The sequence below is a fragment of the Nocardia amamiensis NBRC 102102 genome (genome assembly GCF_001612745.1).
Classification (GTDB): Bacteria; Actinomycetota; Actinomycetes; order Mycobacteriales; family Mycobacteriaceae; genus Nocardia; species Nocardia amamiensis.
This window is the reverse complement of the sequence record NZ_BDBA01000148.1, coordinates 1-12069: the sequence shown is the minus strand read 5'-3', so window position 1 is coordinate 12069 and position 12069 is coordinate 1. Positions and strand designations below refer to the sequence as shown.

Genomic DNA, 12069 nt, shown 5'->3' with positions numbered 1-12069 from the left:
GGTCATGGCGTGTTCTCGATACGGCGGATCAGTGTGGCGAGCCTCGGGTCGCCGGCGAGCCGATGGTCGAGGGCGATATTGACCAGGCCGCGCAGCAGTGCGTACGGCTCCCACCCGGACGGCGCGATGGTGCGGGGCGCGCGGCGGCCGATGCCATCGGCGATGACACGCGCCGCTGCGTCCGCGGTGATCCGGGTGTTCAGTGGCCAGGGCAGCAGATTGCCGATGGCGCGCCCCAGGTCGTCCTGGTCCAAGGTCGCGTGGGTCATCGCCGTGTCCACGAGACCGAAGTAGGAGACGCCGGCGGTGGCGCCGTGCGGCGCCAGTTCCACGCGCAGGGCGCGACCGAGCTGTTCCACGCCCGCCTTGCTGATCATGTACGGCGAGCCGCCCATCCCCGGCGCGAACGCCGCGCAGGAGGAGACGACGACCACGTGTCCGCGCGCCGCGACGACATGGTCGAGGGCCGGGCGCACGGTGTTGAACGCACCGGTGCGATTGACGCCGATCACGCGGTCGAAACCGCTCGCGTCCATGGTGCGCACGGTGGCCGGTTTCGGGACCACACCCGCGTTGGCGACCACCACGTCGAGGCGGCCGAAACGCTCGACGGTCTTGTCGATGGCTTTCTCCATGGCCGCGCGGTCGGCCACGTCGGCCTCGACCGCCAATGCTCGTTCACCAAGTTCCGAGGCGGTTGCCCGCGCGGCGACCAGGTCGATGTCGACCAGTGCGATCTCCGCGCCCCGCCGGTGCAGGAGGATGTCCAGTTCACGGCCGATGCCTTGGGCCGCGCCGGTGACGAGGACGGTCTTGCCGCGCAAGTCGTAGCGAGGCGCGCCGAAGCGGTGGAGAAACGCCAACGGTCCGGAGGCCATCACGCGCGCACCTCGTGGACTTCATCGTCGCGGTAGTCGATGTCGTAGGAGTCGATGTCGAAGCGTCTGGTGCGACTGCGGTATTCGAAGCTCCAGTTGGGGTACAAGCCCGCATTGCGGCCGTCGGGTGTCTGGTAGTAGCCGGTGCAGCCGCCCGTGACCCATACCGTGGACTTGCTGCGCTGCGCCATCTCGTCCAGGAATCTCTGTTGGACTTGCGGTTTCACCTCGATGCATGCTGCCGATCGAGTGCGCATCATGGTGAGCGCGTCGACGATGTAGGCGATCTGCGATTCGATCATGAAGATCGCGGACTGGTTGCCCGCCGCACCGAACGGCCCCAGGGTGCAGAAGAAATTCGGGAAGCCGGCCAGCGTCGCACCGAGGTAGCTCTGCGGCTGCTTGCGGTAGAGATCTGCCATGGACAGGCCGTCGCGACCGACGAACCGTTCGAATGCGGTGGGAACGGAGGTGAATCCGGTCCCGTAGATGATCGCGTCCACCATGTGCTCGGTGCCGTCGCGGGTCAGGATCGACTGTGACCGAACCTCGGCGATGGCATCGGTGACGACCTCGACGTTGGGCTGGTCGAGCGCGGGAAGATAGGCGTCGGAGAAGATCGCCCGTTTGCAGCCGATCATGTAGTCGGGAGTCAGCGTGCGTCGCAGCCGCGTATCTCGGACCTGGCGTAGCAACTGCAGCCTGCCGAGCAACTCGTACGGGTGCCGGAAACGCTTGTCCACGAAACCGACCAGCCCGAAGCCCTCGATGGCGGTGAACCAGCCGCCGCGAATAGCCTTGCCCGCCAGTGGAATACGCCGCAGTAGCTGGCGTTCGAGACGTGAAGTGCGGCGGTCGAGTCGCGGTATGATCCAGGGTGCGGACCGTTGGAACAGCACCAATTTCGCGACTTCCGGCTGGATCTCCGGCACGAATTGAACCGCCGACGCGCCGGTGCCGATGACCGCGACCCGCTTGCCCGTGAAGTCGTAGTCATGGTTCCAGTGCAACGAGTGGAAGGACGTGCCCGCGAAGGTGTCCAGACCGGGCAGCGACGGGTACTCGGCCTCGGCGAACAGGCCGGTCGCCGAGATCAGGAAGTCCGCCGTGAGCGGACCGCGGGATGTCTCGATGCGCCAGCGCGTCCGCGTATGGTCCCAGCGTGCGTCCAGCAGCTCGGTCCCGAACCTGATGTGGCGCAGCACATCGTGTTCGGTGGCCACCCCGCGGATGTACTCCAGGATCTCGGCTTGTGTGCCGTAGGTGCGCGACCAGTCCGGGTTCGGCGCGAAGGAATAGCTGTACAGGTGGGAGGGCACATCGCAGGCACATCCCGGGTAGGTATTGGCGCGCCACGTTCCACCGAGGTCATCCGCCCGCTCCAGGATCACCAGATCCTCGAATCCGGCCTCCCGCAGCTTGATCACCAGACCGATGCCGCTGAAACCCGAGCCGACGATAACGATGTGCAGATGTTCGATCGAGTCGCTCATCGCTATCGGATCCTTCTGTGCAGCACCATGATGAGACGGTCGACGATGGTCGCGTTGACGCGCCGCGAGGAACGTGTCATCGGATTCGGTTGGTGCGTAGCGTTGTGACATGGACGTCGTCGTCCCTTCCGGATCGTTCTAGAGGTCGATGACCAGAGAGCCGCCCGCCGCGCGGGAGACGCAGGCGAGCATGTGATCGCCGCGTTCGGCATCGGACAGGATCCGGTCCCGGTGATCGATCTGCCCGGCCAGCACGCCGATCTTGCAGGTACCGCAGAACCCCTGCCCGCAGGAGTAGACCACCCCGGGAACCGCGCGCCGGATCGCGGCAAGCGCGGTTTCGCCGGCACCGACCCGGATGGTGCGGCCGGTGCGGGCCAGGGTGAGATCGAATTCCCTGCCGTCGGTCACCGGCGGCGCGGAGAAGCGCTCGGTGTGCAGCGACCCGGTCGGATTGATCGCGAACATGCCGCGCTGGGCAGCGGCCAGGACCGGCAGCGGACCGCACACGTACACGGCCGCACCCGGTTCCGCTCGCGTCAGCAGTTCCGCGATATCCGGCACGCCGCATTCGTCGTCGGGACGAATCTCGGCGCCGGGCAGTTCATCCAGAAACGGCATCGAATCCCGCGTCCGTCCCAGATACACCAGGTGGCCGCGCGCCCCCGCCGCCTGCACCATCGGCAGGATCGGTGTGATGCCGATGCCGCCCGCGATGAACAGGTATGACGGGGCATCCACGAAGGTGAACGCATTGCGTGGCCCGCGTGCCCGCAACAATTCGCCGGGCCGCACGGCGTAATGCATCTCGATCGACCCGCCACCGCCATCGATGATGCGCCGCACCGCGATTCGATAGCGGAAGGGGTCGTTCGGATCGCCGCACAGCGAATACTGTCGCTGCTTGCCGGACGGGAGGAACACGTCGAGATGCGCTCCCGGCCGCCACTGCGGCAGCGACCCGCCATCTGCCCGGCGCAGCGTGAAGCTGATCACGTCGACTGCCTCCGCGTGCACTTGATCGACCACCAGATCGAGATCGAATCCGCAATGCCGCACCGGTTTCGATCTCGACAGCAGCGGCGCGGACGGACCGGAGACGAACACTCGTTTATAGGCATCGATCACCGTGCCGAGCATGCGCAGGCTCGGTGGCGGCGTGAATTCCGCTGTGATCATGGCGTTTCCCATCGATGACCGGCGGCTCGGGCAGCGGGCGAGTGCGCGAGATACCGCAGCGCGGTGTCCATCGAGCCCAGCTGCGATGGATGAAAGCTCGGACGCAGATACCGCGGCATCTCGGTGAAGAACACTGTCCAACTGGGGATCACACCGCGCCGGGTGGCGCTGACGAACTGCCGGAGCCACGACCGGCCCTTGTGCTCCGACGGATCTCTCTCGTACAGGTACGCCGTCGACACGATGAACAGCGGCAGCAGTGCGGCGGTCGCCAGGATCGCGGTCCGCGCCCGACGCGCGTAACTGCCATCGACGTACTGGAACGCGTCGAACACGACGCTGCGATGCTCGACCTCTTCCGCGCCGTGCCAGCGGACCAGGTCCAGCATGGCCGGATGCATGCCCTGCTCCGCCAGGATGTCCGCGTTCAGCAGCCATTCGCCGATCACCGCGGTGAAATGTTCCATCCCGGCGAACAGGCCGAGGCGCTCCTTCAGCCATTCCTCCTTGGCGCGGCCGGTGAGCCCGTGGTCGCCGAGGATGCGGTCGACCAGCCAGGCGACCTTCGACACGTAAGAATCGACATCCAAGCCGATCGACTGCAGATGCTTGCGCGCGCCCTCGTGACTGCTGGCATGCATGGATTCCTGGCCGATGAAACCCTGCACCTCCTCGCGCAGTCGTTCGTCGTCGATATGCGGCAGGGCCTCCGCCAGGCATTGCGCCATGGCGCGCTCGCCCTCGGGCAGAACCAGATGCATCACGTTGACGATGTGGGTCGCCAGCACCTCGCCGGGGATGTAGTGCATCGGAACCGAGTCGAAGTCGAACCGGACGTCCCGGGCATTGATCGCGTGCGCCTCGTCGCGGTAAGGGCGCCGCGTCGTACCAGCTTGTTCAGCCATGAATCGGACTGTACATGGCAACAAATTGCATTGCAATGTTGCTGCAACATATCGAGTCAGATGTTGCAGAAGCCTGGAAAACTGCTACTCTTCGAGGCGTGATAGCCGAGCCGGCCAGTCCCGTCAGCCCGAAAAGCGAGGACGACAGCATCGAATCGCGGATCCTCGACGCTGCCCTGGTTCAGTTCGAGAAGGTCGGCGTCAAGAAGACCACCATCGAGGATGTCGCCCGCCAGGCGGGCGTCGACCGCGTCACCGTCTACCGGCGCGTCGGCTCACGCGACGATCTGGTGCGCGCAGTGGTCAGCCGCGAGGTCGGCGCCGTCCTCGCCGAGGTGGCGCAGATCCCCGACCGGCACGACAACGTCGCCGACCTGGTGGCCGACATCTTCGTCACCGTCCTCACCCGGTGGCGCAACCACTCGCTGGTCCACCGGATGCTGACGATCGAGCCAGACCGCATGATCACCAAACTCACCACCGAGGGTGCGACGACATTCGCGATGTCCGTGGCGACCGCGGCAGCCGCCCTCGAGCGCGCCGTCGAGCGCGAGTTGCTCCCCGAGACACCGGACCTGCCGGCCCGCGCGGAAGTCGTCTGCCGCGTCGTTCACTCCCTGATCCTCGCCCCGGACGGCGGCATGCGGCTCGACTCCGACTCGGAGATGAACGATTTCGCGCGAAAGTACCTTCTGCCGATCATCGTCTGCTGAAGCCGGAACTCCACAGCAATGTCGTGGCAGCGAAGCTGCGGCCCGGCGCTGCACACGTCGGCAACTCGCTGCCGCATGTCTGCGCCCGTTGAGATGCCCGAATGCGGGCCGCCCTGTTCTCAGATCAAGCCCGCTCCCGCAGCGCATCGCGCCGTGCCAGGGTTGCTGCGATACCGGCCGCGGCAGCCCGTACCGACGCCGCGTGCTGCTGCGGACGGAAACGAGTCACCGGACCCGTGACACTGACGGCTGCGAGCACATGTTCGTCGGCGTCGAACACCGGTGCCGCGACGCAGACAATTCCCACCGCGGACTCCTCGAACTCGAAGGCGATCCCGTTCTCTACTACGTCGTCGAGTTGTTTACCGAGGGTCCCCCGTGCGGTGATCGTCCGCGGTGCCAATCGCGGCAGCGGTTCCGCAAGGACCGCGCGCCGCACCTCCGCGGGAGCATGGGCCAACAGCGCCTTGCCGATAGCGGTGGCATGCAGGGGCATCCGGCCGCCCAGCCGGGAAGGCGAGCGCACCTGCCGGTGACCACCTATCTTCGCGACGTACACCACCTCATGGCTCTCCAAGAGGCCGAGGTGCACCAACTCATGGGTGCGTTCGTAGAGGTCCTCGAGGAAAGGCGTGGCCACTTCGATCAGGCCTCGCTCGACCGAGGCCCGCATGCCGAGTTCGAAGAGGTGACCGCCGAGATGATAGGCGCCATCGACCCGATCCAGCAGGCGCGTCGATTCGAGATCGCCCAGTACGCGGTGCAGCGTGGCCTTCGGCAGCCGCGTACGCCGCTGCAACTCGGCGAAACCGACTCCGTGGTCCTCGACCGTGAACGCACGCAACACCGACATCACCTTGCCCAGCACGGTGGCCGGATCCAGCCCGGCGGACGCTGGAGAATCAGGCATCGCATGCCCCTCGATCAGAAGACCACTGCCCTTCTATCCCTCTCGCGGCCCTCACACTGCTCCTCGAACGTCGCGGAGAAAAGGGGACGCACGACAAATTTCGACCTCCGGAACAGCGAGCCCGGCGAGCGGGCCGGCTTGACAACCACCGCGAAAGTGTGTGCACTTTAGGGAGCTGATTGATTCCAAAGGGGTTTCCATGTCGTCGCAGCAGTGGTGTCTAGTCCAGTTCGTCGGGAGCAACCGAGCACAGCCGAGTGTCGGCGTGCTCGCCGACGGCAAAGTCGGCCGGGCGCCGGAGCCACTGTCAGGTCTCACCCTCGTGGAAGTTCTCGATCGGTGGGCGGAGTTCACGCCGCTGCTGGAGAACCTCCAGCATTCGGCGCTCGAGGTCGTATCGGACGTCGAGCTCGTCGCACCCCTCACCCACCCCCGCAAGGTCATCTGCGCCGGGGCCAACTACTACGGACACGCGGAGGAGATGGGCACGCAGCGTCCGAATCCGGACGGTGAGCCCTTCTTCTTCCTCAAGCCACCGACCACGACGGTGGTGGGCCCACACGACGACGTGCGCCTGCCCGACCACGCCGATGTGGACTGGGAGGTCGAGCTGGCCGTCGTCATCGGCGCCGGCGGGCACGATATCGACGAGCGCGCGGCCCTCGATCACGTGGCGGGCTACACCGTCGCCAACGATCTGTCCGCCCGGGGACTGTTCCCGAGGAAAGACGCGGTCCTCGCGCCGTTCGGCTGGGACTGGTTCCAGCACAAGGCATTCGACGGGTCGTGCCCATTGGGACCCGGACTCGTCCCCCGCTGGCAGGTCGACGATCCGCACGACCTCACGCTTCGGCTGACAGTCAATGGGGAGATCAAGCAGGAAGCGTCCACCGCCGACATGGTGATTACAGTGCCGCGGCTGATCGCCGCCGCAAGCCGGGTGCTGACGCTCGAGCCGGGTGACGTCATCCTGACCGGTACGCCGGCCGGCGTCGGCATGCCGCGCAAGACCTTCCTGAACGCCGGCGACCTGGTCGTCACCGAGATCGACGGCCTCGGTCGTCTGGAGAACAGAATGGTCGAGTCATGACCTGGGTGGTCGATCGTCGATGACGGCGGAGACCATGCCATCCCGCGAGTCGGTCTCTTCGGCCGAGAACGTGCTCACGCTCCTCGTCGCTCTGCGCGAGAACGGCAAGTTGCGGGTGACCGACGCCGCGGAGCTGCTCGCGGTGACACCCCCGACCGCACACCGGTTGTTGTCCACCCTCAAGCGACACCAGTTCGCCGAACAGGACCGCAAACGCGCCTACCTGCCGGGACCACGGCTGACGCAATTTCCGTCTGGCGCCGAGCCGCCGCGCGACCTCGGCGCCGTGGCCCACCCCTATCTGGCGGACCTATCGCACAGGTTGGGCTATACAACTTTTCTGGTGACATTGCAGGGCAACGGCTGCCGCTTCCTCGACGGCGTCGAGGGCAGCCGTGCCCGCCGAGTCGGGAGTCGCGTCGGACTCTTGCTGCCCGCACACACCACATCGGGCGGCAAGGTGCTCTTGGCCCAGCTCCCCGACAGCGAGCTGGTCGCGCTCTACCCCGACCGCCACGTCCGAATGCGTGATGGCTCGATGCGTCCGCTTGTCGCGCTCCGTCGCGAGCTCGGTGTCGTCCGCAGGCAGGGCTATGCCCTCTGCCTGGAGGCAAGCGAGCAGTGCGTGAACGCCGTCGGCGTCCCGGTCACCACGCGGTCGGGCCTGGTCATCGCCGCGGTCGCGGTGGCGTGCCCGTCGGCGGGCTCGAGCCGCAAGCACCTCGTCGATCTCGTGCCCGAGGTCCGGGCGACCGCGTCAGCGATCGCCGAGAACTTTGCCTGATGGGCGGCGCTCCCCCTCGCGCTGGTCACTCCAGCGTTGACTCATTGGGCGGCGACCCCCGGCCACCCGCCTTCTCGATCAGGCGCAGTGTCTCGTCCACGCAGCCAACGTCGGCGGGCCGCGTGACCGTCGCCTGCCAGGCGCTCGGCGAAGGCCCGCCCGATACCGGCGGCGCCTCCGGTGACGACGCGCCGCGCCCTGTCGCGTTGCGCGTAGTCATGCGAAGACCGGGGCCACGTCGAAGAAGACCCGGTAGGTGTCGATCAGGCCGCTGCCACCAACCGTCCAGATCGACACCACCGGGATGGAGACCTTTTGCCCATCTTTACGCGTGTATGTGACAGCCAGTTCCACGATGGTGTCGTCGCCCACGACCCACTCGTTGACGATGTCGTGCTGCATCCCGCCGATCGCGCCGAAGAAGCCGACAGCGCCACCCTCGACCGCCTCGCGCCCCTCGAGGGTGGGGCCGTTGCCGTAGGTGGCGTTGCCGTCGTGGGCGAAAAGCCCCGCAAAGGCCTCGGAGTCGAGCGTGTCGAGCGCGTGGAACACGGCGGCGGTCAAAGCGCTGGTCATGATGGATCCTTTCAACCCTGATCTGCATACACTCTGACTCGCCGAGCGACGCCCGTCATGTCCCCGGGGCCGAATTTCGCCTTGCGGAATCAGCTCCCGGCTGCGTGGCCGATTCCGCCCGGAACATGGCGTCGCGCTCCGAGAGTGCATACAGTTATCTGTCATGCACTCTTCCACCGACCGGTCTCTCGATGTCCAAGTTGCCGACGCAGCGCAAGCCATGGCCGCTCTGGGGCTGGTCGACGCATTCGGGCATGTGTCCGCCAGGGACTTCGACCACATGGTCATCACCCCTGCCACAGACCTCGCGACCGTCGAGGCGTCGACCTGCATCCGCATGCCGTTGAACGCGACGTCTTTGCCATCCGGGTGCCCGGCCGAGGCATGGGCGCACTTGGCCCTCTACGACCGATTCCCGGCGACCGGAGCGATCGCGCGGGCCCAGCCGGCGGCATCGCTTGCCGTCGGCATGCTCACCGACCGCATTGCCCCGACCCACGGCCAAGCGTGCTGGCTGGGCGATTCCGTGCCGGTGTACCCCTCCGCGCTACTGGTCCGCGAGGCAGGCCGCGGCCGTCGACTCGCCGAAGCGATCGGGTCCTCGGACGCGATGATTCTGCGCGGAAACGGCGCGATCGCGATGGCCGCCGATCCCGCCACCGCAGTGGCCACCATGTCGGTGCTCGCCACCGCGTGCACCGTCTGGCTCCAGACGAGGGACGAGCCCGCCGCCATGTCGGCGGAAGAAGTCCGCTCATGGCAGGCCGTCAAACATGAGCTACTGCCCCGACTGGGGGCACACTTGCTGCGCAAAGCGGCGACGACGCGCCCCGCGCGCTGATCCCACGCGCTCATGCTGCACGGGGCCGGACTGCTGTCGGAGTCCGATCGGGCCGCCCTGTCGACGGCCTGGATCAGCTTGCGGCGGAGGTGGATCGGGGCACGTTCGCGCCGATGAGGAAACGCACGGCGGCCCCGCGCTGGGAGCGCGGGGCCGCCGATGGTCGGTCGCCGGAGGTCAGCTCGCGCGCAGCTCGACGGGCGCTTCTCCGCGCGCGACCCGACGCATGGCGTTGAGCGTTGCGCCGACGGCCGCTATGTAATGGGTCGTGGTTTCGTCGGCGTACGCCGTCTCCTCGGGAGAACCGCTCTGGGCGCTTTCGAGCACCAGCGCGAAGCTGAACCGGAGGAACAGCTCCCCCTCGTCTTCCTCGATGTCATTGACGATTGTGCCGAGGACCGGCCCCGCGAGGCGCGTGAACACTACCCGCCGTTCGGGCTGAAGGCTGATCCGCTCGATGTAGGGATCGCCGAACAGCTCGATCTCTCTATCGAAGGTCTCGTCATCGAGGCGAGCGGTGACGACACAATGGGTCATGATCGGCACGAAGGGCAGCGCGTTGTTGGCCTTCATCACCAGCCCCTGCCATACGGCAGCCCGATCGAGAGTTGGCTCGCCCGGCTCGTTGACCGGGAGACGGTGGGTGACGTAGATCATTTGGTAACTCCTTACGCAAGAGCGTTTTGGTTGGAAATCTGGTCGTGCACGCTGGCTATGTCGAGTTCTCCCCAGCCGTCGGCCAAAGCCTGGTCGAACACCGCTTTGGCCGCGGCGAACACCGGCCGAAACTCGCCGAGATCGTGCAGGTGCACCTCGATCTGGTCGAGGATCTCGTGCAGCGTCGCGATGGGCCCGGGGGCAGGCAGCCATGAGCGGTGCGCCATGAGGGGCCCTCGCTGCTTGAGCAGCGCCGAGCCCGCGATGGACGTCTCGAGGGTGTGCTGGACCATATCCAGGTCCAAGTTGTTGCGGCGGGCCAGCACGATCGCTTCCGCGGCCGCGACCGTATGGGTCGCCACCAGCATGGAGGAGATGTACTTCAGGTGGGTGCCGGTCCCGAAGTCACCGGTTTTGACCCAGGGCCCTGAGATGGCCTCCAGCACGTCGGCCACCCGATCGATCGCCTCCGCCGCTCCGGAGGCGAAGACGGTGGCCAGCCGCGGGCCGACCATTCCGGGGCTGCCGCTGATCGGGCAGTCGAGCATGGTGGCCCCGGCGTGCTCGAGCTGACGCATCAGTTCGAGCTTGCTCGTTACCGGGATCGTGCTCATCTCGAGGTGGACCGTTCCGGGGCGGATCGTCGACAGCGTGCCCTCGGGCCCGCAGATCACGTGCTCGACGTCATCCGCGGTCGGCAGGATCGACACGATGACCTCGCACGAGGCGGCCAGTTCCGCCGGCGACGACGCGACGGTGCCACCCGCGGCCTCGAGCTCGGGACACTCGATGCTGCGCCGGTACCCGACGACGCCGAAGCCGCTGCTCAGTAAGTTCTCAGCGATCGGCAGGCCCATTTTGCCCAGGCCGATGACTCCGATAGTTCTCACGTTCGTCACGTCCTCACGGGGTTTTCGTGCTCCTCACGGGTTTTCGTGCGGGAAGGGGACGACTTCGCAGACGCCACGCCCCCGCAATACTGTATGCACTTTACCGGACTGTCACGTGAAAAAGAAGGAATATGTATACACATCGCTTACGCTAGGGGTATGAGTCGCAAGGTGCTCGTCCCGCACATCACCAGGGTGGAACTACCCGAGGCACGCCAAGCAATCCCGCACGTACACGCCTACCTGCGCGAGAAGATTCTCGACGGCACGCTGCGGCCTGGGACGAAACTTTCGCAAGTGTCGCTGGCCGAGCAGCTCGGCGTCAGCCGAACGCCGTTGCGCGAGGTGCTGCGGATGCTGCAGGAGGAGGGTTTGGTCCAGATCGAACCGAACCAGCGCACCCGCGTCTCCATGCTCGACCCTCGCGAGCTCGACGAAATCTATGCGAGCCGAGTCGTGCTCGAGTCGCTGGCCGTGGCCATGACAGTGGGCAACTTCGACGCCGCAGCCCGAGAGCAGGCGGATGAGCAGCTGGCGGCCATGCGCGCGGCCGCGGAGGCAGGCGAGACCGAGCGCTGGTTCGTCATCCATTCGGCGTTCCATCGCACGATCACTTGTGGCGCCAGCGACACCATGCAGAAGCAGTTGCGTCAGCTGGCCGACCGATGTGTCCGGTACATCCGGATCTACCAGGGTGGCGAGCCGAACAGCTGGCACAAGGCCGGTGATCGCGAACACGCGCAGATCCTGTCCGCGCTGGACAAGGGCGACAAGGCCACGGCCCAAGCCCGCATGGCCAGCCACCTGGCCCACACCGCCCTCAAAGTACTGAGCGACACCTCGCCCGACTACGAGCCGATCGCCGTGCCGGAGGCACTGGAGATGGTCGGCGTCCCGGACTGACGGTGAGCGGCCGCGGTGAGCAGCGAAGGTTTTCAGGACCACGTGCCGCGTGTCCTGGCGCTGCGCGATCCGCTGGCCGCCGACCAGCAACCCCGGCCGAGCCTCCGCGAGGAATATCTGACCGCGCGGCGGTTGCGGACCAACCCCACGTCACCCTTGCCGATGATGAAGCGGTGACGCGGGGCGGTCAGCGGGAACGACCGGTTCAGCCGAGCGTCGTGACGTCCAGGTCGCCGTCGGCGTACTGGGC

General features: G+C 66.6%; 15 protein-coding genes. 6 read left to right on the top strand and 9 right to left on the bottom strand.

What is annotated here, in order from left to right; all coding sequences use genetic code 11:
* Nucleotides 1-2: 2 nt before the first annotated feature.
* The 4 genes from NA4_RS25310 to NA4_RS25295 form a co-directional block, all read right to left on the bottom strand.
* Complete coding sequence (locus tag NA4_RS25310; RefSeq protein WP_067475005.1) at nucleotides 3-878, bottom strand: SDR family oxidoreductase; 876 nt, start codon at nucleotides 876-878, stop codon at nucleotides 3-5.
* A complete protein-coding gene (locus NA4_RS25305) occupies nucleotides 878-2371 on the bottom strand; it encodes a flavin-containing monooxygenase (RefSeq protein ID WP_067474942.1) in 1494 nt (497 codons plus the stop codon). The genes NA4_RS25310 and NA4_RS25305 overlap by 1 nt, the downstream gene beginning before the upstream one ends.
* 138 nt (nucleotides 2372-2509) lie before the next feature.
* Complete coding sequence (locus NA4_RS25300; RefSeq protein ID WP_174552992.1) at nucleotides 2510-3550, bottom strand: PDR/VanB family oxidoreductase; 1041 nt, start codon at nucleotides 3548-3550, stop codon at nucleotides 2510-2512.
* Nucleotides 3547-4455, bottom strand: a complete 909-nt coding sequence (locus tag NA4_RS25295) for a metal-dependent hydrolase (protein ID WP_067474937.1) — start codon at nucleotides 4453-4455, stop codon at nucleotides 3547-3549. The genes NA4_RS25300 and NA4_RS25295 overlap by 4 nt, the downstream gene beginning before the upstream one ends.
* Nucleotides 4456-4553: 98 nt before the next feature.
* Here NA4_RS25295 and NA4_RS25290 point away from each other — a divergent pair, with 98 nt between their 5' ends.
* A complete protein-coding gene (locus tag NA4_RS25290; protein WP_245671587.1) occupies nucleotides 4554-5168 on the top strand; it encodes a TetR/AcrR family transcriptional regulator in 615 nt (204 codons plus the stop codon).
* Between the two features lie 124 nt (nucleotides 5169-5292).
* Here NA4_RS25290 and NA4_RS25285 read toward each other — a convergent pair whose 3' ends face one another.
* Nucleotides 5293-6078 (bottom strand): IclR family transcriptional regulator, encoded by a 786-nt coding sequence (locus NA4_RS25285; RefSeq protein WP_174552991.1) that lies wholly within the window; start codon nucleotides 6076-6078, stop codon nucleotides 5293-5295.
* A 199-nt stretch (nucleotides 6079-6277) separates the two neighbouring features.
* Between NA4_RS25285 and NA4_RS25280 the strand changes: the two genes are divergently transcribed.
* Together NA4_RS25280 and NA4_RS25275 are read left to right on the top strand one after the other, a co-directional pair.
* Entirely contained in the window at nucleotides 6278-7168 is an 891-nt protein-coding gene (locus NA4_RS25280; RefSeq protein ID WP_067474934.1) for a fumarylacetoacetate hydrolase family protein, read from the top strand.
* A 19-nt stretch (nucleotides 7169-7187) separates the two neighbouring features.
* A complete protein-coding gene (locus NA4_RS25275; protein WP_157129289.1) occupies nucleotides 7188-7952 on the top strand; it encodes an IclR family transcriptional regulator in 765 nt (254 codons plus the stop codon).
* Nucleotides 7953-7977: 25 nt separating this feature from the next.
* On the opposite strand, the gene NA4_RS40725 is transcribed toward NA4_RS25275, so the two are convergent.
* Together NA4_RS40725 and NA4_RS25270 are read right to left on the bottom strand one after the other, a co-directional pair.
* Nucleotides 7978-8172, bottom strand: coding sequence for a hypothetical protein (locus NA4_RS40725; RefSeq protein WP_157129288.1), 195 nt, complete (start codon nucleotides 8170-8172; stop codon nucleotides 7978-7980).
* Complete coding sequence (locus NA4_RS25270; protein ID WP_067474931.1) at nucleotides 8169-8528, bottom strand: nuclear transport factor 2 family protein; 360 nt, start codon at nucleotides 8526-8528, stop codon at nucleotides 8169-8171. Before NA4_RS25270 ends, NA4_RS40725 begins: the two co-directional genes overlap by 4 nt.
* 163 nt (nucleotides 8529-8691) lie before the next feature.
* Between NA4_RS25270 and NA4_RS25265 the strand changes: the two genes are divergently transcribed.
* Nucleotides 8692-9369, top strand: coding sequence for a class II aldolase/adducin family protein (locus NA4_RS25265; protein WP_067474928.1), 678 nt, complete (start codon nucleotides 8692-8694; stop codon nucleotides 9367-9369).
* 177 nt (nucleotides 9370-9546) lie between these two features.
* Here NA4_RS25265 and NA4_RS25260 read toward each other — a convergent pair whose 3' ends face one another.
* Both NA4_RS25260 and NA4_RS25255 read right to left on the bottom strand, forming a co-directional pair.
* Complete coding sequence (locus tag NA4_RS25260) at nucleotides 9547-10026, bottom strand: SRPBCC family protein (protein WP_067474925.1); 480 nt, start codon at nucleotides 10024-10026, stop codon at nucleotides 9547-9549.
* An 11-nt stretch (nucleotides 10027-10037) separates the two neighbouring features.
* A complete protein-coding gene (locus tag NA4_RS25255; RefSeq protein ID WP_157129287.1) occupies nucleotides 10038-10916 on the bottom strand; it encodes an NAD(P)-dependent oxidoreductase in 879 nt (292 codons plus the stop codon).
* Nucleotides 10917-11075: 159 nt separating this feature from the next.
* Here NA4_RS25255 and NA4_RS25250 point away from each other — a divergent pair, with 159 nt between their 5' ends.
* Nucleotides 11076-11819 carry a GntR family transcriptional regulator gene (locus NA4_RS25250; protein WP_084497432.1) on the top strand — a complete coding sequence of 248 codons (744 nt, stop codon included), beginning with the start codon at nucleotides 11076-11078 and terminating at the stop codon, nucleotides 11817-11819.
* 42 nt (nucleotides 11820-11861) lie between these two features.
* Nucleotides 11862-11996 carry a hypothetical protein gene (locus tag NA4_RS43325; RefSeq protein ID WP_281180064.1) on the top strand — a complete coding sequence of 45 codons (135 nt, stop codon included), beginning with the start codon at nucleotides 11862-11864 and terminating at the stop codon, nucleotides 11994-11996.
* Nucleotides 11997-12069: the final 73 nt, after the last annotated feature.